This is a genomic window from Herbaspirillum frisingense GSF30, from assembly GCF_000300975.2.
GTDB classification, from domain to species: domain Bacteria; phylum Pseudomonadota; class Gammaproteobacteria; order Burkholderiales; family Burkholderiaceae_D; genus Herbaspirillum; species Herbaspirillum frisingense.
This window is the reverse complement of sequence record NZ_AEEC02000020.1, coordinates 61,568-82,750: the sequence shown is the minus strand read 5'-3', so window position 1 is coordinate 82,750 and position 21,183 is coordinate 61,568. Positions and strand designations below refer to the sequence as shown.

At 63.7% G+C, this 21,183-nt stretch carries 19 protein-coding genes; 5 read left to right on the top strand and 14 right to left on the bottom strand.

The features are described from left to right. Positions 1 to 76 precede the first annotated feature (76 nt). The 5 genes from HFRIS_RS14990 to HFRIS_RS14970 form a co-directional block, all read right to left on the bottom strand. Positions 77 to 1,120: an autotransporter outer membrane beta-barrel domain-containing protein gene (locus HFRIS_RS14990; protein WP_244436304.1), complete on the bottom strand. Its 1,044-nt coding sequence runs from the start codon at positions 1,118 to 1,120 to the stop codon at positions 77 to 79. Continuing rightward, positions 1,113 to 3,176 carry a S8 family serine peptidase gene (locus HFRIS_RS24555; protein WP_161625981.1) on the bottom strand — a complete coding sequence of 688 codons (2,064 nt, stop codon included), beginning with the start codon at positions 3,174 to 3,176 and terminating at the stop codon, positions 1,113 to 1,115. The genes HFRIS_RS14990 and HFRIS_RS24555 overlap by 8 nt, the downstream gene beginning before the upstream one ends. 752 nt (positions 3,177 to 3,928) lie before the next feature. Next, positions 3,929 to 5,404 carry an efflux transporter outer membrane subunit gene (locus tag HFRIS_RS14980; protein WP_006464240.1) on the bottom strand — a complete coding sequence of 492 codons (1,476 nt, stop codon included), beginning with the start codon at positions 5,402 to 5,404 and terminating at the stop codon, positions 3,929 to 3,931. Next, complete coding sequence (locus HFRIS_RS14975) at positions 5,404 to 6,975, bottom strand: MDR family MFS transporter (RefSeq protein ID WP_006464239.1); 1,572 nt, start codon at positions 6,973 to 6,975, stop codon at positions 5,404 to 5,406. Before HFRIS_RS14975 ends, HFRIS_RS14980 begins: the two co-directional genes overlap by 1 nt. Next, a complete protein-coding gene (locus HFRIS_RS14970) occupies positions 6,972 to 8,207 on the bottom strand; it encodes an HlyD family secretion protein (protein WP_006464238.1) in 1,236 nt (411 codons plus the stop codon). Before HFRIS_RS14970 ends, HFRIS_RS14975 begins: the two co-directional genes overlap by 4 nt. 166 nt (positions 8,208 to 8,373) lie before the next feature. Between HFRIS_RS14970 and HFRIS_RS14965 the strand changes: the two genes are divergently transcribed. Beyond that, positions 8,374 to 8,904 (top strand): MarR family winged helix-turn-helix transcriptional regulator, encoded by a 531-nt coding sequence (locus tag HFRIS_RS14965; RefSeq protein WP_006464237.1) that lies wholly within the window; start codon positions 8,374 to 8,376, stop codon positions 8,902 to 8,904. A 74-nt stretch (positions 8,905 to 8,978) separates the two neighbouring features. On the opposite strand, the gene pip is transcribed toward HFRIS_RS14965, so the two are convergent. Further along, positions 8,979 to 9,956, bottom strand: a complete 978-nt coding sequence (gene pip / locus HFRIS_RS14960) for a prolyl aminopeptidase (protein WP_039875918.1) — start codon at positions 9,954 to 9,956, stop codon at positions 8,979 to 8,981. Positions 9,957 to 10,053: 97 nt separating this feature from the next. After that, a complete protein-coding gene (locus tag HFRIS_RS14955) occupies positions 10,054 to 10,515 on the bottom strand; it encodes an Lrp/AsnC family transcriptional regulator (protein WP_039875916.1) in 462 nt (153 codons plus the stop codon). Between the two features lie 189 nt (positions 10,516 to 10,704). On the opposite strand from HFRIS_RS14955, the gene HFRIS_RS14950 reads away from it, so the two are divergent. The 4 genes from HFRIS_RS14950 to fnr all read left to right on the top strand — a co-directional run bounded on the left by HFRIS_RS14950 (position 10,705) and on the right by fnr (position 15,455). Then, entirely contained in the window at positions 10,705 to 11,772 is a 1,068-nt protein-coding gene (locus HFRIS_RS14950) for a 1-aminocyclopropane-1-carboxylate deaminase (RefSeq protein WP_006464234.1), read from the top strand. A 244-nt stretch (positions 11,773 to 12,016) separates the two neighbouring features. Beyond that, entirely contained in the window at positions 12,017 to 12,640 is a 624-nt protein-coding gene (locus tag HFRIS_RS14945) for an OmpW/AlkL family protein (protein WP_006464232.1), read from the top strand. Positions 12,641 to 12,852: 212 nt separating this feature from the next. Then, positions 12,853 to 13,971: a fatty acid desaturase gene (locus HFRIS_RS14940; RefSeq protein ID WP_244436303.1), complete on the top strand. Its 1,119-nt coding sequence runs from the start codon at positions 12,853 to 12,855 to the stop codon at positions 13,969 to 13,971. A 638-nt stretch (positions 13,972 to 14,609) separates the two neighbouring features. After that, positions 14,610 to 15,455, top strand: a complete 846-nt coding sequence (fnr, locus tag HFRIS_RS14935) for a fumarate/nitrate reduction transcriptional regulator Fnr (RefSeq protein WP_039875915.1) — start codon at positions 14,610 to 14,612, stop codon at positions 15,453 to 15,455. 21 nt (positions 15,456 to 15,476) lie between these two features. On the opposite strand, the gene HFRIS_RS14930 is transcribed toward fnr, so the two are convergent. The 7 genes from HFRIS_RS14930 to ccoN form a co-directional block, all read right to left on the bottom strand. Then, a complete protein-coding gene (locus tag HFRIS_RS14930; RefSeq protein WP_006464229.1) occupies positions 15,477 to 15,734 on the bottom strand; it encodes a hypothetical protein in 258 nt (85 codons plus the stop codon). A gap of 71 nt (positions 15,735 to 15,805) precedes the next feature. Beyond that, the gene (locus tag HFRIS_RS14925; protein WP_006464228.1) at positions 15,806 to 16,351 is read right to left on the bottom strand and encodes a FixH family protein; all 546 of its coding nucleotides are present in this window, start codon (positions 16,349 to 16,351) and stop codon (positions 15,806 to 15,808) included. 42 nt (positions 16,352 to 16,393) lie between these two features. Then, positions 16,394 to 17,866: a cytochrome c oxidase accessory protein CcoG gene (gene ccoG / locus HFRIS_RS14920; RefSeq protein WP_006464227.1), complete on the bottom strand. Its 1,473-nt coding sequence runs from the start codon at positions 17,864 to 17,866 to the stop codon at positions 16,394 to 16,396. A 138-nt stretch (positions 17,867 to 18,004) separates the two neighbouring features. Continuing rightward, positions 18,005 to 18,937 (bottom strand): cytochrome-c oxidase, cbb3-type subunit III, encoded by a 933-nt coding sequence (gene ccoP, locus HFRIS_RS14915; protein ID WP_006464226.1) that lies wholly within the window; start codon positions 18,935 to 18,937, stop codon positions 18,005 to 18,007. After that, entirely contained in the window at positions 18,930 to 19,124 is a 195-nt protein-coding gene (locus HFRIS_RS14910) for a cbb3-type cytochrome oxidase subunit 3 (protein WP_006464225.1), read from the bottom strand. The genes ccoP and HFRIS_RS14910 overlap by 8 nt, the downstream gene beginning before the upstream one ends. A gap of 4 nt (positions 19,125 to 19,128) precedes the next feature. Then, positions 19,129 to 19,743: a cytochrome-c oxidase, cbb3-type subunit II gene (gene ccoO / locus HFRIS_RS14905; RefSeq protein ID WP_006464224.1), complete on the bottom strand. Its 615-nt coding sequence runs from the start codon at positions 19,741 to 19,743 to the stop codon at positions 19,129 to 19,131. 12 nt (positions 19,744 to 19,755) lie between these two features. Continuing rightward, on the bottom strand, positions 19,756 to 21,183 hold the full coding sequence (ccoN, locus tag HFRIS_RS14900; RefSeq protein WP_006464223.1) for a cytochrome-c oxidase, cbb3-type subunit I: 1,428 nt from the start codon (positions 21,181 to 21,183) through the stop codon (positions 19,756 to 19,758).

The window sequence follows — 21,183 nt, the reverse complement described above, 5'->3', positions numbered from 1 at the left end:
AACGCTATGCGGCCGCTACGAGAGCGGCCGCATAGGGACTTCAGGGTTTCAGCGTGTCAGCGCATCCACGGATGGATCAGAAGCGCCAGCGCGCCTTGACCGACGCCGACTGGTTGATAAAGCCGCTGCGGCCTTCGGCATCGTAGCGCAAAGCGATGTCCGTCATCTTCGGCAGCTTGAAGCCATAGCTCACACCCGCCTTCAACAGCCACGGCGAGTGCGACGGTCCTGGCGTGGTGAAGGCCTGGCCCAGTGCACCCGCATAGGTGGCCACCAGTTCGTCACGGCCGTTGATGACATCGTAACTGACCCCCATGTGGCCGCTGATCTGCGACGACGGCGTCAGCACGTAGTTCAGCCGCGCACCGGTGCCGAGCAACAGCGCTTCGCTGCTCTTGCCCTGTACCGACAGGTTCAGGTCCCCGGCTCCCCTCTCGGTGTAGGACGGGCTCTGCAGACGGGTGTAGTCGATCTGCAGGGAAGGCACCAGACTCATCACTTCAGTCAAGGGCAGAGTGAATGAAGCGCTGGTCCCCAGATGCGCATCCCAGCTGTGGAAGCGGCTGGTGGCAGTGCGGTGCAGGCTACCGAACCGCATCTCGCGCGACAGCCGGTTGCCGTTGCGACCCAGATCCGCCTGCCAGGTCAGCGATAGCTCGCCCAGCGGGGCAGTACCGTAGAGGGCCACCACGTTGGACTCGAGACGGCTGCGGCTGCCGGTACCGGTGAGGGCGGTATTGCCGTTGGCCTTGGTGCTGGCATAGGCGTAAGAAAGGCCGATGCGTCCGTTGCCCAGGCCCATCTCGGCACCGGTCGCCATGCCCCAGGTACTGGCGCTGAAGCCGGATTCACCGTTGCGGTCACCCTGGTTGGTGCGCGACTCGAAGGGCATGAGCCAGACCTGGCGATCACTGCCAGTCTCACCCGACGACACCCCGCTGCCGACCCCTGCGCCGCCGACGCTGCCGATCTCGGCGCGGGCTGCGATGACGCGATTCACCGACGCCATGGAGCCACGAATGGCACCGGAGCCGACATTGCTGGGCAAGGTCTGGCTGGCGGCGCGTTGCACGCTGGCAGCATCCGGCAACCGGGCGATCGTAGCGGCAACCTCAGCCATATCCTTGGTGGACGGCGCCTGGATCTGTTGGCCCAGCACCGGTGCAACTGGTGCTGCAGCAGTGGCGGCGATCGTGATGGGTGAGGGACGGACGACAGGAGCGGGCGCTGCGGGTACCGGCGCTGGCGCCATCGCTGATGGCACCGGAGAGCGTCATGTTGTAGGCCTGGGTGTCGATATTGCCTGTGCCGCTGAGGCTGAGCGCATTGGCCAGCGCGAGCCCATCGGCAGCAGCGCGCAGCGTGGTGCCATCCGACATGGACAGCGATCCGCTGCCCAGCGCGGTGTTGGACCCCACGCCCAGCGTGCCGCCCTGCAACAGGGTGCCGCCGGAATAGCGGTTATCTCCCGTCAGCGTCAGGCTGCCCGCGCCGGTCTTGACCAGCACGCCCACGTAGTCGGTATCGGTCTTCTTGGCGACATGGTTGAGATAGGCGCTCTGTGCCTCGTAGGCATCCAGCGGCCCCCTGGCCAGCTTCACGGACGGCTCGGCTGCCAGCAGCGTGGCGATGACCTTGTCGGTGCTCGGGTTTTCGCCGGTCTTCATGAGGGTCATGATGGTCGAGGCGATGGTGTCACCACTGACGGCCTCGGCGGCGGCCGTGTAGGCATCCAGAAGCTCATCGCTCGAATCCGCCTTGACCTTGACCTCCAGCTGGCGCAAGGTCTGCACCCGCTTCAGGGAGACGTCATAGGATGACTTCATCTGTTCGCCGATACGCATCAGGGGCTCGCGCGAGGCCTCCTGCACGGCCGCCTGCAACGTTGCCACCGGGATGGCGCGCCAGTCCGCCAGCTTCTGTCGTTCCTCGCTCTTGCGTTGCACCAGCGCCGCTTCGGAGATGTGGTTGCTCCAGGTATCCTCGGCGCCGGCAGGAAGATGCGCATTGAACCGGCCCAGCAACTGCGCCGGACCGTTCAGGGCCTTGCCCAGGTCGGGGATGCCCCAACCGAAGAGCTCGTTGGGCGCATCGGCTGCTCCCTTGCCCAGGTGCTTGGCGGTAGTGAGAAGGATGGTGCGGATGGCCTGGTTGTCCAGGGTGGGATAGCGTTCCATCAGCAGGCCGAGCGCGCCGGTCACATGGGGCGCGGCCATCGAGGTGCCGTTCTCGCTGTCGTAGGCAGAGTCGGATTTCGCCCCCAGACTGTTGATTGCCGCCCCCGGGGCCGACACGCACCAGTACTTGGCCAGTCCGCAGCGATTACTGAAGCTGGGCTGCACCAGTTCCTTGGTCAAGGCAGTGACCGTCAGCCAGTTCTGCTCCAGGTCCGGCTGGAAGTACGGCAGCGCCGAACGCACGTTGACGTTGTCGCGTCCGCTGTTACCGGCCGCCCAGACATGTAGCACGTTGGTCTCGCGCGCCACATCGGCGGCGGCTTGCAACCAGGATTTCTTGTCGCTGCCCATCACGCGCAGATGGGCGGCATATACGCCGGCGACGGTGTTGACGTCGTCGCGTGCATCGGGGTTGCCCCAGCTACTGTTGATGACCCGCACACCGGCGTTGGCCAGGTTGCCGTAGGCCGCCCTGAAGTAGTTGTAGTCCATGTTGATGCCATACACGGAGGCATCGGTGCCGTTGCTGTTGGTGATGTGATAGTCGCTCTCGAAGGCCACGCCCATCATGCCCACGCCGTTCCTGGCGGCGGCAATGCTGCCCGACACATGGCTGCCATGATTGTCGTTGCGCGACGACTTGGCACCGGTCGTGTTGAAGGCATCGCCGGCTCTCCAGGCTTGTCGTCCACCGGACATCTGGAAGCCATCGTTGGCGTAGATGCCGCTCACGATCAAGGCCTTGACATTGCGTTTGGCGAATTCCTGGTGGGTCAGCGAGAGGCCGGAGTCCACGGCTCCCAGCTTGATACCACGGCCACTCAAGCCCGCTGCATAGGCCTGCTGCGCATTCATGGCGCCCAGGCCCCAGTCGCTCTTGAACTCGTCGGCGGCGGCCCAGCTGGCCGCAGCTGCGTCGCGGTCGTTGCTGCGCGTTGCGTCGTAGTGGACGAAGCTCTGTGCGCTGGCCGGCAGCACCAGTGCCGGGGCAAGCGTCATCAGCACGGCGCAGTACAGTTGATGTCTGCGGAAGACGGGCGCGGCTGCACGCGCACGGGCTCTGCCCGCGTTTTTCTTGATGTTCATTCCCTGCCCTGAGGTATTTTTTTTGATCGAGACTCACTCGCCGCAGAAGGCCGCGACGGCTGTCCTTGTTATGTGATGGGTCTGGTGGCCAGGTGGCCAGGTGGCTGGCGAGCAGGCGGCGGCGACCGGCAGCCGACGGCATCGGGCCTGTCGGTCCAGGCGACATGCCGCGGCGCCTTTGATAGGACGCATCCCTCTCTCATGGAGTCTCCCTGACGTCCTGATTTCTGGTTTTCCGGGAACGCGATATGCAGCGGCCCGATGGTTTTTTGGGAGGGGATTGTCGGGTTGCGATCCGATTCTTAATATTGTCCGATGGTGCAGGGCGGACGATGTGCCGGGCTTGCGCCAGCGCTGAAAAGCTGCCGAAGAGCGACACCGCGACTGTCATGCATTACGTCGCGTCTATTTCCAGGGTCGATGCTCAGAACAATAAAAAGTGAAGTGTTGTGCAGAGGAAGAACAGCGGACGCACATGCCCGCCGGCACACAAGGAAGGAAGGTGAAGAACTGCGCGGAAGTTCTGCAGAAATGGAAAGGACGGCGGCGCGGTGAGGGAGAAATGAAGCGGAACGGGGACTGCGAGGGGCTGCGAGGGACAGCGAGGGAAAGGGAACGAGGCCACCGCGCCCCGTCCCCCTACCGCGCAGGATCAGTGCGCGGGATCAGCTTTCGGCCTCTCCCCAGCCCAGTCCCAGGGCTTTCTGGATGCCGACGAAACTGCGCGTCAGGTTGGCCTCGGCCTGCAGCAGGTTCTGCTGTGCGCTGATCTGCTGGCGCGTGGTATCGAGTACCTCGATCAAGGTGCCGGTGCCGGCCTGGTAGCGTTGCCTGGCCAACTCCAGCGCACGGTCGGCGGAGGCCTTGCTGCGCGCCAGGGTGGCGACCGTGATGCGGCCGTAACGGAAGCGCGAGAGCGAATCCTCAGCGTCGCGCAGGGCTTCCAGCACGGCCTGGCGATACTTCATCTCGGCTTCGTCACGCACCTGTTCGGCTTGCGTGACGCGTGCCTTGGCACGGCCGAAGTCGAGGAAATTCCAGCTCAGCATCGGCGCGCCCAGGGCCACGAAATCATCCAGCCGGGTGAGATCGGAGGGATGGGTACCGCCCAGGCCGATCACGCCGAAGAGCTTCAGGCTGGGATAGCGCGCGGCCTCGGCCTGGCCAATCTTGGCGGTGTCCGCGGCCAGGGTGCGTTCGGCAGCACGCACGTCGGGACGCCGCCGCAGCAGCGCGACCGGATCGCCGACAGCAACCTGTTGCGGTGGCAGGGGCAAGGGTGAGGCCGCGTTCAGTTCGGCATCCAGCGTGCCGGGCTCCTGCCCCAGCAAGGTGGCCAGCTGGTTGAGGTAGGCCTCGCGTTCGGCCTGCAGCGGCAGGAGCTCGGCGCGGGTGGCATCGAGCTGGTTCTGCACGCGGATCTGGTCCAGCGAGGACGCGGTGCCGCGCTGCACGCGCTGGCCGGTCAGGGCGAGCATGTCCTGCTGGGCCTGTACCGATTGTTCGCCCAGGGCCAAGCGCTGCTGGCGGTCGCGCAGGTTGATGTAGGCGTTGACCACTTCGGCGGTGAGGCTGACCTGGACATCGGCCAGCGAGGCTTCGGCGGCTTGCGCGCTGGCACCGGCGGCCTGGATGGCACGACGATGGGCGCCGAAGAGGTCGGCCTCCCAGCTGGCGTCCACGCCCAGGTTGTAGAGATTCACGCTGGAGGCGGACGAACCGCCGGAGCTGGAACCGCCGGTCAGCGCACCCAGGTTGGCCGGCGGCAGGCGCGCATGCGCGGCCAGTGCGGAGGCGCCGACGCTGGGGGCGGCGTTGGCCTGTTCCAGGTCGAGATTGGCACGCGATTGCTGCAGCCGGGCGCGGGCGCTACCGAGGCTGGGATTGGCTTGCAGGGCTTGCTGCACGAGGCGGTTGAGCTGGGCGTCGTTGAGCGCTTCCCACCAGCGGTTCAGCGGTGCTGCGGCATTGGCGAGATCGCCGGCGCGCACGAACTGCCCGCTGCGCTGCGCCTGCGGCGCGGCGTCGGGTGGGCCGGCGTATTCCGGCCCGAGGGCGCAGCCAGCCAGCAGGGCGGCAGCGGCCAGGGCGACCAGGCGTACGGGAGTAAAGAGAGGGAGAGTCTTGTCCATGTTCATCATCAATGAGAAGCCACCGGCGCGGCATGGGTGGGCAAGGGGCGCAGGAACAGCACCAGCGGCGTGACGCAGAGGATGGCCACGCCCAGCATCCAGAACAGGTCGGCATAGGTCATGGTCAGCGCCTGGACCTGGATGGTGGAGCCCAGCAACTGGATGGCGGCATCCTGGCCGCCCAGCAGCTGGGCTTGCGCGCCGATGCCGGATTGCACCAGGTCGGAATTGGCAGAAAGGCTTTCTTCCAGGCGGCGGCTGTGCAGCCACAGGCGCTGGTCCTGGATCACCGCGATGGCGGCCAGCGCCAGCGAGCCGCCCAGGTTGCGCGCTGCGCTGTAGAGACCGGAAGCGTCGCCGGCCTGCGAGGCCGGCACCGAGCGGATCGCGGCCTGGTTCAGGAACAGCATGGCCAGCACGGTACCGACACCGCGCATCAGCTGCGAGGCCACGAAGGAACCGCCATAGGACAGCGGGCTGAGATCGGTCTCGATGAAGGCCGACGCCGCCAGCAGCAGGAAGCCGGTACCGACGGCGATGCGGATATCGACCAGCCGCATCAGCAGCGGCGTGAAGGGCATCATCAGGATCATCGGCACGCCCGAGAGCAGCACGATCCAGCCCGACTGCAGCGAGTTGTAGCCGGCAATCCCGGAGAGGAACTGCGGGATCACATAGGCCGTGCCGTAGAGCGCCACGCCGACGATCATGGCCATCATCACCACCGAGCCGAACTGGCGGTCCCGCAGCAGACGCAACTGGATCACCGGGTGGCGCGAGCGGATCTGGCCGATGGCCAGCAGGAGGAAGCCCAGTAGCGAGGTGGCCGCCAGCCAGCGGATGCCGGGCGAGGAAAACCACTGCTCGCGCTCGCCCTCTTCCAGCACCACCGTCAGGCCACCCAGGCCCAACGCCAGGCCGGCGATGCCGAACCAGTCGGCCTGGGCCAGTTGCTCGAAGCGGGGACGCTCATAGGGAATCGCCACCAGCAGCAGCGTGATCAGCGCCGCGCCCACCGGCAGGTTGATGAAGAAGGCGTAGTGCCAGCTGACGTTCTCGGTCAGCCAGCCGCCCATCACCGGCCCCAGCACCGGGCCGAGAATGGCGGTGGCGCCGAACATGGCATTGCCCACCGGCTGCTGGGCGCGTGGCAGACGGGTGGCGATGATGGTCATGGCGGTGGGGATCAGCGCGCCACCGGTGAAGCCTTGCCCTACCCGCCCGACGATCATCATCGGTAGCGTCGTGGACAGGCCGCACAGCACCGAGAAGAGGGTGAAGAGACTGGCCGCCGTCAACAGCAGCACGCGCAGGCCGAGCAGGCGTTCCAGCCAGGCCGACATGGGGATGATGACGATCTCGGCCACCAGGTAGGCGGTGGCGATCCAGGTGCCTTCGGTCCCGGAGGCGCCGATCTCGCCCTGGATGGTGGGCAGCGAGGAGTTGACGATGGAGATGTCCAGCGTGGCCATGAGCGCGCCCAGGGTGCCGGCGGCCACGGCCAGCCAGGCGCCGGCGTCGGCCTTCTCCGGGTTGGCGCCATTGGCCTTCACCGCAGGGGTGGGGGCGGCGCTGCTCACTGCGGCTCCTTGCGGGTGGCGTTGGCTTCGCTGGTGCGCTCGCGCAGCGCGCGCAATTCATCCTTGGCGGCGATGGTGTTGACCTCCACCGTCACCGACAGGCCGGCCACGAAGGCACGGGTTTCTTCCGGCGTGGCGTCGATGGCCACGCGCACCGGGACGCGCTGGACGATCTTGGTGAAGTTGCCGGTGGCGTTTTGCGGCGGCAGCAGCGAGAATTGCGCGCCGGTGCCGGGCGAGAGGCTTTCGACATGACCGTGGAATTCCACGCCGGGCAAGGCATCGACCTTGATGCTGGCCGGCTGGCCGATGCGCATCAGGCCGATCTGGGTTTCCTTGAAGTTGGCGGAGACGTAGAAGCGGGTCGGCACCACCGTCATCATGCGCGTGCCGGCCGAGACGAACTGGCCGACGCGCACCTGCTTGTCACCGATGCGGCCATCGACGCTGGCGCGGATTTCCGTATAGCCGAGGTTGACGCTGGCGGCGTCGTACTGGGCCTTGGCGGTTTCCCCCTGGGCCTGGGCCTGGCGTACCTGGGCCTGCAGCGAACGCACCCGCAGCTGGGCCGCATCCAGGGCGGCACGACGCGCCGCCACCGTGGTGCGGGCCTGGGCCTGCTGGTTGCGCAGGGTGGTCAGGCGCTCGCGGGTTTCGGCGCCGGAGGCGGCCAGGGGGGTGTAGCGCTCCACTTCGGAAGAGGCAAAGCGCGCATCCTCTTCGGCGGCGGCCAGTTGCGCCTTGGCCTGGGCGATGGCGGCCTGCTGCTCGGCCAGTTGCGCATTGGCCGCTTCCTGGCTGGCACTGGCGGCGTCGATCTGGGCCTTGGCTTGCGCCGCCTGGGCGGAATAGTCGCGGGCGTCGATGCGTACCAGCGGCTGGCGGGCCTTGACGATCTGGTTGTCGGCCACCAGCACCTGGTCCACGTAGCCGGTGACCTTGGAGGAGACGGTCACGCTGTCGGCATGGATGAAGGCATCGTTGGTGCTTTCCAGGTACTTGCCGCGGAACTGGTAGTACAGCACCCAGGCCACGACTACCACCAGCACCACCAGCCCGAGGGCGCGCAGGATGAAGCGGGCGCGCGGGCTCATGCGCTTCTTGGCTGGGTTGTTCTTGTCGCCGTTGGTGTTCGTATTGGCATTGGCGCCGGGGGCGGAGGTGGATGGCTCCGCTTGCTGCTGACTGGGCTGCTGGTTTGACTGCTGACTGCTGGGTGTGGCGTCGGTCATCTTTTTTATCCTAATATCGGGGCGATGATGGCGTGGAGTGACGTTGGGGAATTGCCGGGGACTTCAATGTGGCGTCATCAAGATTTCTGATCAGCAACACTACGCTTCACTTTTTGTGAGCGAAAATATTAATGAGGTACCATATGATATGGTATCCAGGAAAATCATGTCTACAGGCTTTTCAAACGATTACAGCGGGGCTGCCGAGGCGCTGCGCGACTTCTACATCCGCTCGCACCGCACGCTGGACAAGCTCATGGCCGGCGAAGGGGCTTCGCTGGCGCGCAACAAGATGCTCGGCCACATCGAGCGCAACAGTCCGGTGCGGGCGGCCGACCTGGCCACGGCCTTCGGCTTCGCGCCGCGCACCATCACCGAGGCCATCGATGCGCTGGAGCGCGACGGGCTGGTGCAACGGACGGGCGACATCAGTGACCGGCGGGTCAAGCACATCGCTTTGACAGCCGCCGGCAAAGAAGTGCTGCGCGCCTCGGAGCCGGTCAAGAAAACCTTTATCGATGGCTTGTTCGCGGCGCTGGAGGAAGAGGAAATCGCCACGCTGACGCGGGTGCTGGGCAAGCTCAACGGGCGGCTGGCGGAACTGGAGGAAAGTTATTCGGCACAGGCTGCCAGCGCGGCCACCGCGGCCGGTGCCACGGATGAGCCAGCCGGCAAGCGCGGCCGCAGGAAAGACTGAGGCGTAAAAAAAGCACTCCCCGTGAAAGGGAGCGCTTGGCGCCGGGCAGGCTGGAGGGTCTGCCGGTCCGCCGATCAGCCGCCGGCGAAGCGGTCGGTGGCGGCAACCAACTGGTCCAGGATGCCGGGTTCGTTGTAGGCGTGGCCAGCGCTGTCGATCAGGTGCAGCTGCGAGCCGGGCCAGGCCTGGTGCAGATCCCAGGCCGACCTGGCCGGCGTGGCGAGGTCGTAGCGCCCTTGCACGATCACGGCGGGAATACCTTCCAGACGCGACACATTGGCCAGCAACTGGCCCTCTTCCATGAAGCCCTTGTGGAAGAAGTAGTGGTTCTCGATGCGGGCGAAGGCCAGTGCGAACTGGGCATCGTTGAAGGAATCGATCAGGCGTTCATCGGCCACCAGCGTGATGGTGCTGGCTTCCCAGCGGCTCCAGGCGCGTGCGGCCTGCAGCTTGGCAGCTTCATCGTCGCCGGTCAGGCGCTTACGGTAGGCATGCACCAGGTTGCCGCGCTCGGCGGCGGGGATCGGCGCGAGGAACTCGTCCCAGCGGTCCGGCACCATCCACGATGCGCCCTCCTGGTAGTACCAGTCCAGCTCGGCCTGGCGCAGCAGGAAGATGCCGCGCAAGACCATTTCGGTCACGCGCTGCGGATGGGTCTGGGCATAGGCCAGTGCCAGGGTGCTGCCCCAGGAACCACCGAAGACCTGCCAGCGCTCGATGCCCAGCATCTCGCGCAGGCGTTCGATATCGGCCACCAGGTCCCAGGTGGTGTTGGCGTCCAGGTTGGCGTGCGGCAGCGAGCGGCCGCAACCGCGCTGGTCGAACAGGACGATGCGGTATTTCTCCGGATTGAACAGACGCCGGTGCGACGGGCCGCTACCGCCACCGGGCCCGCCATGCAGGAACACCACCGGCTTGCCGGCCGGGTTGCCGCATACTTCCCAATAGATCTGGTGACCGTCGCCGACATCCAGCAGGCCATGATCATGGGGCTCTATCGGGGGATAGAGGCCGCGCAAGGAGGTGCTGGAGGTGGAAGTGGTCGAGGTCATCGGGAATCCTTGAAGGTGAATGCAAGACGGGAACAACGTTCAGACGTGAAATGCAAAGGTGAAGAAAGGTGAAGTATAGGACTGGAATCGAGATCCTTCATTCGACCACGAGTTCCGGATTGTTCTTCACCTCGTTGAGGACGAAGAAGGAACGCAATTGCCGCACACCCGGCAGGCGCAGCAGCGTATTGGCGTGCAGCCGGTTGAAGGCCTGCAGGTCCTTGACCCGCAATTTGATCCAGTAATCGAATTCACCGGCCAGCAGCAGGCACTCCTGCACGGCGGCGATGTCGCGCACGGCCTTTTCGAATTCGGCAAAACTCTCCGGCGTGGAGCGGTCCAGCACCACGCCCACCGTCACCAGCACCGGCAGGCCCAGTTTTTCGGGGTCCAGGATGGCGCGCACTTCCTTCACATAGCCCTCGTCCATCAGGCGTTTGGTGTGGTTCCAGCAGGCCGTGGCGCTCATGCCCAGCTTCTTGGCCAGCTCGGCATTGCCGATGCGGCCATCCTTCTGCAGCGCCTTGAGGATGCGCTTGTCCATGCGATCTAGCGTCATGATGATTATTCCGATTATTCTTGCAATGTCGAATGGATATTTTCACGAAATAATTTACGTCACTTCTTTCAACCGAATCATGCCATAAATTCGGAAGCACCATTTAAATGAGGCGGCGTAAAGTTGATCCCGGCGATTCGATGTGAATCGGACCACTTTTCCTGAATCCACCTGAACCGGAGCAACCCCATGCTGGCACTCGACAAACTCTTCCCGCGCAAGACGCTGGGCTTCTTCCCTTCCCCCATTCACAAGCTGGAACGACTCTCCGCCATGCTGGGCGTGGAAGTCTGGGCCAAGCGCGATGACGTGTCCTCGGGCCTGGCCTTCGGCGGCAACAAGATCCGCAAGCTGGAATGGCTGGTGGCCGATGCCCTGGCCAAGGGTTGCGACACCCTGGTCTCGATCGGCAACATCCAGTCCAACCACACGCGCCAGGTCTGTGCGGCAGCGGCCGCAGTCGGCATGAAGTCCTATACGGTGCAGGAAACCTGGCTGGAATGGGATGACCCGGTCTACGACAAGGTCGGCAACATCCTGCTGACCCGCATCATGGGCGGCAACCCCATCATGGGCGGCTACGGCTATTCGACCACCGAGAAGGACACCTGGGCCCGCGCCCTGGAAGAAGTGCGCGCCAAGGGCGGCAAGCCCTACGCAATTCCGGCCGGGGCCTCGGACCACCCGCTGGGCGGCCTGGGCTATGCCAACTTCGCCGACGAAGTGGCGATGCAAGAGCAGCAGCTGGGCATCTTCTTCGACAACATCGTGGTGGCCACCTGCACCGGTTCCACCCAGGCCGGCATGGTGGTGGGCTTCGCCGCGCAGGAAAAGCGTCGCCGCGTGATCGGTATCGATACCGCCGACGACGAAGCCATGACCCGCCGCGCCGTCACCAAGATCGCCAACGACACCAGCGAGCTGATCGCCTCCAAGGGTGGTCAGCGCGTGGTGGTGCGCGATGCCGACATCGAGATCATCCCCGACTACAGCGGCCCGGCCTATGGCCTGCCGAGCGAGCAGACCATCGCCGCCATCCGCACCGCGGCCGAGATGGAAGCGATGCTGACCGATCCTGTCTATGAAGGTAAATCCATCGACGGCCTGATCGACATGGCCAAGAAGGGTCATTTCAAGGGCCAGCGCGTGCTGTATGCCCACCTGGGTGGCGCACCGGCACTGAATGCCTATTACAAGGCCTTCGAAGATCCGGAAAACCTGACCAAGCTGGCCCGCGAAGCCCGCTTCAAGGAGTAAGCCCGGGCGCGGCCTGCGGGCCGTACGCTATGCCTATGGCCGTCAACAGCCCGACCTGTGTATGCAGGCCGGGCTGTTGCGCTTTCTGTGATGCTTTCTGTCACTCTTTCGTGACTCTTTCGTCACTCTTGCGCCCGCAGATCTGCTGTTTCCACACCTTGTGCCGACCCGCTTGATCGGCATCAAAGCCCGCCAGCCGCTTCACGCGTACCTTTCGCACATCCTCACTCGACAGGTAAAAACCGTGAAAAAAATCGTCACAATCACTGCCGCCGTGGCAGCCCTGGCATCCTCGTTTGCCGCCCCCGTCTTCGCACAGGAAGCCCAAAGCCCGTGGCTGGTGCGCGTACGCGCCGTCAACCTGAGCCCGGAAAACAAGTCCGACCCCGTGCTTGGACAAGGCGCCTCGGACCTGATCACCATCAACAACAAGGTGATCCCCGAATTCGACATCAGCTATTTCTTCACCCCGAACATCGCCGCCGAGCTGGTGCTGACCTATCCGCAAAAGCAGGACGTGCGCCTGTCCGGCACCAAGATCGGTACCTTCAAGCATCTGCCGCCGACCCTGACCCTGCAATACCACTTCATGCCTGAAGCAGCCTTCAGCCCCTACGTCGGCGCCGGTATCAACTACACCCGCATCTCCAGCGTCAATATCGATGGTGGCCTGCGTCTGGACAGCAGCAGCGTGGGCGGTGCCCTGCAGGTGGGCGCGGACTACAAGATCGACAAGAACTGGGTGCTCAACTTCGACGTCAAGAAGGTGCAGATCTCCAGCGACGTGAAGACCGCCTCCGGCACCAAGATCAGCAACGTCAAGATCGACCCGTGGCTGATCGGCGTTGGCGTGGGTTACCGTTTCTAAGGTATTCTTGCCGCACCCAAACGGCGCGATCCGTCATCCCTGATGACCGGTCGCGTTGTTTTTTGGGATCAGCGCTAACGTCCCCGCCATCGGTCCCGAGCCGAACGCCCACACCTTTGCAAACGCCATCCGCCATTTGCAGCGTTAGCAGGAGCAGTCTCATGCGGCATGCTCCCCCGTCCACCGTTTGAAAGTAGGAAGAGGTAAATTCGATGTCGACGACTTCGCACCCCAACACACCGGTCGCGCCAGGCGCACCGATGCCCCATCGCAAGATCATCCGATCGTGGGTGATCCCGATCAGCCAGCGCAGCACCGCCATTGCGCTGGCGCTGTCGGTACTGGATTTCTGCCTGTTCGGCGCCAGCCTTGCGGCCGTGATCTGGGTCCCCTGGCTGCTGGCCAAGATCGCGCTGGGCGTGGTCAATGGCTTCATCATCGGGCGCCTGTTCATCCTCGGCCACGATGCCTGCCACCAGGCCTTCACGCCCAACCGCAAGCTCAATACCTGGCTGGGCCGCATGCTGTTCATGCCCTCCCTGACCCCCTACAGCCTGTGGGCCGTCGGTCACAACGTGGTGCACCACGGCTATACCAACCTGAAGGGTTTCGATTTCGTCTGGCAACCGCGTTCGCTGGAAGAGTTCCGCGCCCTGCCGCGCTGGCGCCAGCGCCTGGAGCGCATCTACCGCAGCGGCTTCGGTCCCGGCCTGTACTACATGATCGACATGTGGTGGAAGCGCATGTACTTCCCCTCGAAGAAGCAGATGCCTACCCGTCGCGCCGAATTCATGTGGGATGGCGTGCTGGTGACCATCGTGGCCGCCCTCTGGGTCGGTGGCCTGGCCTGGGCCGCGCAAGCCACCGAGCAATCGTTCTGGACGCTGCTGGTGACCGGCTTTGCCATTCCCCTGCTGTTCTGGAAGGCCATGATCGGCTTCGTGGTGTATGTCCACCATACGCATACCTCGGTGGCCTGGTATGAAGACAAGATCACCTGGGCCGCTGCCCAGCCCTTCGTCTCCACCACCGTGCACCTGACCTTCGGTCGCTACTGGGGCGCGCTGCTGCATCACATCATGGAACACACCGCGCACCACGTGGACATGAGCGTGCCGCTGTACCGCCTGAAGCAAGCCCAGAAGAAGCTGGAAACCATGCTGCCGGGCCGGATCGTGATCCAGCGCTTCTCGTGGCGCTGGTACTTCGATACTGCTCGCCGCTGCAAGCTATACGACTTCAAGCGCCTGTGCTGGACCGACTATCGCGGTCGCCCCACCAGCACCCCGCTGCCGCTGCCGGACATGAGCAAGAGCACGGCAGAGGCGTGATCGGCAATCAATGGCACTGCCTGTGCCATCCGTTCAGGTAGCCACGATGTAGCTGAAGCTTCAATAACAAGACGGTCGCATGGAAGGGCATTCGCGGGTCCCCGGTAACCCCGCGATACCGCCCACTTTCCCCCATCAAGGCCGCTCCTCCCTTCTTGCACTTCTCACGCCAAAAGCAGACAACTGTCGCTTTTCAGCGGAGTTCCAGCCCCGAATGCCCGCCTTGCAGCCCGATGCGGCGATTAGAACTCATTTCATAAATAGTCGCGAGATGCGTTCTGCCCAGAAAGGGCGCTGGCAAGGCGCGCGACGCGTCGTGTGGTGGTGCCACACGCAAGGAGCGCAACGCGGCCCGCGCCCTTTCTGGGCAGAACCCGGAGGGAGCGGCCCGTTTGGGCGAATTGCTGCGTTACGAATTTGGGTCAAGACGCCCAGTCTTGACCCAAATTCGAGCCTTGCACTTCATCCCAAACGGGACTCGCTCGCACTCGCGCCTATTTATGAAATGAGTTCTACTTTGTTCATGTTTGATCTGGGACAAGAAATGCCGTCTGATTCGGGAATACTGTGCTGCTTATCTTGTTCCGCGCACTTAAAATCGAGTCATTCGATTGCCACATGTCCGCCGGGAACATCGTATGAACCAGTCTTGTCACTCCGCTCCACTTTCCGCATCGGCCAATGCCGCTGCTCCCCTGTCCCAGTGTTCGTCGTTGACGGCTGCACGTGAAGCGGCCGCCAGCTCCGCACTGCGTAGCTGCACCGCATGCGGCATGCACCAGCTGTGCCTGCCCATGGGCCTGGACGAATCCGACATGAAACGCCTGGACAAGATCATCGGTCGCCGCAAGGTGGCCCGCGATGATTTCCTCTACCGCATCGGCGACCAGTTCACGGCCTTGTACGCAGTACGCGTGGGCCACTTCAAGACCTATCAGGAAAACCTCGACGGCGATCGCCAGATCACCGGCTTCCAGATGCCTGGCGAACTGCTGGGCATGGATGCGATCAGCACCGAGACGCATCAATGCGATGCGGTGGCGCTGCAGGACAGTGAAGTCTGCGAGATCCCGTTTGCACGCCTGGAACAGCTGTTCGGCCAGATCCCGCACCTGCTGCGTCACTTCCACCGGATGATGAGCCACGAGATCACCAGTGAACAGAACGTCATCATGCTGCTCGGTAATATGCGTGCCGAACAACGCTTTGCCGCCTTCCTGGTCAACCTGTCTTCGCGCTATGCAGCCCGTGGGTATTCGTCCACCCGTTTCCAGCTGCGCATGACACGCCAGGACGTGGGCAACTATCTCGGGCTGACCATCGAAAGCATCAGCCGGCTGATCTCCAAGTTCCGCAAGCTGGGCTTGCTGGCCGTGGAGCAACGTGACGTGGAAGTGGTCGATCTGCCGGCCCTGAAGCGCCTGGCGGCTGGGGTGGAGTCATCCACCCCCGCACCTGCCACGACCGCACGCGCAGCCGTGTAGTCCCGACCTCGTCTGGGGCGTTCAGCCCTGGACGAAATGACGCAGGCGCTCGCGAGGCAGCGCCCGGGTCAGCCGCACGGCCAGCAGGCCGCACACGGCAAAACTCCCCCAGAAGCAGAAGAAACCGACGGTGTAGGCGCCCATCGCTTCCCATTCATGGCCTGAGACCATGGCCAGCTCGTCCGGGTTGAACAGGGAAAAGAACACGCCTTCGGCCGCGATGGCCATCAGAAAAGCCACCCAGAGGACGATGGCGATATTACGTTGCTGTTTGCGCATGGCTGTCTCCTTCAGTTATTTCATCCGTAGACTGACCGGTCTTGCAGCCGGTTTGATGGCAGCTTAGCGCATTATTCGACCGGTGCGTAGGCCTCTGCATTCATTTCGATGCTGCGCTGTTGCGGCCACACCCAGTTGCCGTGCAACCGCCAGGCATGGCTGCCGTCTTCGGCCACCAGGCGCCAGCGCGCCTGCTCCAGCTCCGCCAGGGGAACCGAGAACGTTCCGTCGGCGGCAGGACGGACCATCAGGGTCCGGTCCTTGGAAGGCTGGGTCGGATGCACCAGGCTGATGATCAGGGTCTGCCCTTCCTGGCCGACCGCCGGTACTTCGCGCATCTGCAGCCGGCCCCGCAGCACGGCAGCCGCCGGGTCGTAGCCGATACCAATGGCCGCGCCCAGGCGCTGCGCCTCATGGTCACGACGCAGGTCCTTGTTGATGGCCTTGCCCTGCTTGTAATAGTCGTCAGCCACCAGCGCATCGGCGCGCGAGATGGCCAGCCAGGCGGTGAAGATGCCGGCGACCACGACCACGGCCGGACCGGACATCAACAGCCACGGCCAGCGATGACGATACCAGGGTGTGGCGGGGGCCAGCTTGGGGGATAAGGTTTGCATGATTTCCTCTCTATCTCTGAACGGATGGGGACAGGTCTTGGCTCAGCGTCGCGGCACCAGGAACACGGCCTTTTCGCTGACCTGCACTGACGGCTGGTCTTCCGCCTGCAGGGCGATGCGAATCTTGTTGGAGCCGACTTCACCCGCGCCATGCGGCGCGCGCACACGGATCGGTACCATCAAGGTCTGGGTGGCGGCCATCTCGATGGGTTCGGCCGGATCGACCGTCAATCCATCGATGCCGCTGGCGCTGATGCGGTAGCGATGGCCGCGCTCATCGGTGTTGATGACCTGCAGGCGGTAGACGTTCTCGATGATGCCGTCTTCCACCTCACGCCCCATGGAGCCACGATCACGGATCACATCCAGCTTCAGCGGCGTGCGTATCCACAGCGAGCTGGCAAACAAGGCAATCACCACGCCCAGGATGGCGGTGTAGATCAGGATGCGCGGACGCAACAGGCGACGGCGGATTTCCGAGGTCGAGAAGCCCTGCTCGACGGCGTTTTCGGTGGAGTAGCGGATCAGGCCACGCGGGCGCTTGATCTTGTCCATCACGCTGTCGCAGGCGTCGACGCAGGCGGCGCAACCGATGCACATGTACTGCAGGCCCTGCCGGATATCGATGCCGGTGGGGCAGACCTGCACGCACATCGTGCAATCGATGCAGTCGCCGGCCTTGCTGCCAGTCTCCAGTTTGGCGGCCCTGGCGGCCGGCATGCGCGGCTCGCCGCGAGCGGCGTCGTAGGTGATGATGAGTGAATCGCGGTCGAACATGGCGCTCTGGAAGCGTGCATAGGGGCACATGTACTTGCAGACCTGTTCGCGCATCCAGCCGGCATTGCCATAGGTGGCGAAGCCATAGAAGCCGATCCAGAACATTTCCCACGGTCCCAGGGCCAGGCTGCCGATCTCCGGCAGCAGGTCGCGGATGGGCGAGAAATAGCCGACAAAGCTGATGCCCGTCCACAGGGCTAGCGCGCCCCAGGCCAGATGCTTGGCCGACTTGCGCCACAGCTTGTCGAACGACCAGCCCTGGCGGTCCAGGCGCATGCGCGCGCTGCGATTGCCTTCGATGCGGCGCTCGATCCACAGGAAGATTTCGGTATAGACCGTCTGCGGGCAGGCATAGCCACACCACACACGGCCGGCCACGGCCGTAAACAGGAACAGGCTGAACGCACAGATGATCAGTAATGCGGCCAGCCAGATGAAGTCCTGCGGCCAGAGTACCAGGCCGAACAGGTAAAACTTGCGGGAAGCGAGGTCGAACAGCACGGCTTGGCGCTCGTTCCAGTTGATCCACGGCAGCCCGTAGAACACCAGCTGCGTCAGGAACACGCAAAGCCAGCGCAGGCTGGCAAACCGGCCCTGGATCTCGCGCGGGTAGATCGGTTCACGCGCGGCATACATACGTATGACGGCGTATTCCTCCTTGCCGTCCTTGCTGTCGGCGCTCTGGGGTGGCAGGTCCCCCTCCTTGTCCTGCCCGGGTTTCGTTACGGCCTTGTCCATGGTATTGCCTGATCTGCTTTCACTCTCTGTGCGCTTCCAGACTGTGGTGAGAAGCGCCTTTCACGAAACCGCCGGGAGCGCGCAGATCTTTGTCTGCGTCAGTCCCGGCGGCGGATGACGTCACGTCGTCAAGACGGCTTACTTGGCGGCTGCATTGCTGGGCTTGTTGGACAAGCTCCACACATAGGCGGCCAGAACATGCACCTTGGGTTCGCCGAGGAACTCGCCAAACGACGGCATGGTGTTGTCACGGCCCTTGTTGATGGTTTCCTTGATGGTGTCGATGCTGCCACCATAGAGCCAGATCTTGTCCGACAGGTTGGGCGCGCCCAGTGCCTGGTTGCCCTTGCCGCCGGGACCGTGGCAGGCCATGCAGGCCGCAAATTTGGACTTGCCCAGTTCAGCCTTGATCGGGTCATGTGCCGAATCGGACAGGCTCAGCACGTAGTTGGCCACGTTGTCGACATCCTTGTCGCTGCCCACTGCGGCGCCCATCGGAGGCATCACGCCATGGCGACCCTTGAGGATGGTTTCCTTGATGATCTCCGGGGTACCGCCATGCAACCAGTCGTTGTCGGTCAGGTTGGGGAAGCCCTTGTTGCCGCGGGCATCCGAACCGTGGCACTGCGCGCAGTAGGTCAGGAACAGGCGCTCGCCGATGGCATGGGCTTGCGGATTGGCGGCGACCTCTTTCAGGTCCTGCTTCATGAAGCCCTCGAACAGCGGACCGTACTTGGCCTCAGCGGCCTTGACGTCGGCATCGTGCTCGCCGGTCGAGCGCCAGCCCAGGGTACCGGGCAGGTTGCCCAGGCCCGGATAGGCGACCAGGTAACCGACCGAGAAGAAGATGGTCAGGTAGAACAGCCACATCCACCAGCGCGGCAGGGGGTTGTTCAGTTCGCTCAGGTCTTCGTCCCAGACGTGGCCGGTGGTGGACCCGGCGACCGGCTGGTCGCCCTTCTTGACCTTCCAGTTGGACTGCTGCCAGAGCAGCAGCGCACAACCGGCGATGCCCAGCACGGTCAGGACGATGATCCAGATATTCCAGAAACCATTGGTGAAATCAGCCATGGCGCACCTCCTTGTCGACGCCTTCCGCAGCCGGCTGGCCGATATCGCCGTCGGCAAAGGGAATCATCTCGGCTTGCTTGAAATCGGCGGGCTTGTGGCCGACGTAGGTCCACCACAGGATGCCGGCAAAGGTGATGAAACTGATCAGCGTGATCAGGCTGCGTGGATCGGTAATCATTTCAATCATGGTCTTATCTCTCCGCCTTGATCAGGATGCCCAGGCCCTGCAGGTAGGCGATCAGCGCATCCTGCTCGGTCTTGCCGACCAGTTCGGCCGGGGCGTTCTTGATGTCTTCTTCGGTGTACGGATCGCCGATGCGCTTCAAGGCCTTCATGCGCGAGACGATGTCGTAGTTGTCCAGCTTGGTCTGTTCCAGCCACGGGTAGGCCGGCATGTTGGACTCCGGCACCACGTCACGCGGGTTGTGCAGGTGGGCACGATGCCATTCATCGCTGTAGCGGCTGCCGACGCGGGCCAGGTCAGGACCGGTCCGCTTGGAACCCCACTGGAAGGGGTGGTCGTAGACCGATTCGCCCGCCACGGAATAGTGGCCATAGCGCTCGGTCTCGGCGCGCAGCGGGCGGATCATCTGCGAGTGGCAGTTGTAGCACCCCTCGCGGATGTACACGTCGCGGCCCGCCAGGCGCAGCGCCGAGTAGGGCTTCAGGCCGGCGATCGGCTCGGTGGTCGATTTCTGGAAGAACAGCGGCACGATCTCGGCCAGGCCGCCGACGCTCACCACCAGCAGCACCAGGCCGATCAGCAGCCAGGGGTTCTTCTCGATCCATTCATGCGAAAACTTCATATTTCCCCCAAATCAGTGCGCAGCGTTGGTCACGGCAGGAATCGGTGCGACGGCCAGTTCGGTGCCGCGCATCGTGCGCCAGGTGTTGTAGGCCATCACCAGCATGCCGGACAGGTACATCAGTCCACCCATCAGACGGATGACGTAGTACGGATAGGTCGCCTTGACGCTTTCCACGAAGGTGTAGGTCAGGGTGCCGTCGCTATTGACGGCGCGCCACATCAGGCCTTGCATGACACCGGCGATCCACATCGCGGCGATGTACAGGACGATGCCGATGGTGGCGACCCAGAAGTGAATCTCGATGAGGTCCTTGCTCCACATCTGGGTCTTGCCCGACAGACGCGGAATCAGGTAGTACATCGCACCCATGGTGACGAAGCCGACCCAGCCCAGGGCACCGGAGTGCACGTGGCCGATGGTCCAGTCGGTGTAGTGGGACAGGGCATTGACGGTCTTGATGGCCATCATCGGACCTTCGAAGGTCGACATGCCGTAGAAGGACAGCGACACCACCAGGAACTTCAGGATGGGATCGGTGCGCAGCTGGCTCCAGGCGCCCGACATGGTCATCATGCCGTTGATCATGCCGCCCCAGGACGGTGCCAGCAGGATCAGCGAGAACACCATGCCCAGCGACTGGGTCCAGTCAGGCAGTGCGGTGTAGTGCAGATGGTGCGGACCGGCCCACATGTAGGTGAAGATCAGCGCCCAGAAGTGCACGATCGACAGGCGGTAGGAATAGACCGGACGGTTGACCTGCTTGGGGATGAAGTAATACATCATGCCCAGGAAGCCGGCGGTCAGGAAGAAGCCCACCGCATTGTGCCCGTACCACCACTGGATCATGGCGTCCTGCGCGCCGCTGTACATGGAGTAGGACTTGGTCATGGTTGCCGGCATGGTCATGCCGTTGACGATGTGCAGGATGGCCACGGCGATGATGAAGGCACCGTAGAACCAGTTGGCCACGTAGATGTGCTGCACCTTGCGCTTGACGATGGTGCCGAAGAACACGACGGCGTAGGCGACCCAGACCACGGCGATCAGGATGGTCAGGGGCCATTCCAGTTCGGCGTATTCCTTGCCACGGGTGAAGCCCAGCGGCAGCGAGACCGCTGCACCGACGATGACCACCTGCCAGCCCCAGAAGGTGAAGGCGGCCAGGAAGTCGGAGAACAGTCGTACCTGGCAGGTACGCTGCACGACGTAGTACGAGGTTGCCATCAGCGCACTACCGCCGAAGGCAAAGATGACAGCGTTGGTATGCAAGGGACGTAGCCGGCCGAAGCTCAGCCAGGGAATCCCCATGTTCAATTCGGGCCATGCCAGCTGGGCGGCGATGAACACACCGACCAGCATGCCGACTACGCCCCACAGGATGGTCGCCACGCTGAACTGGCGCACAACCTTGTAGTTGTAGCTATTTTCTTTGCTCAC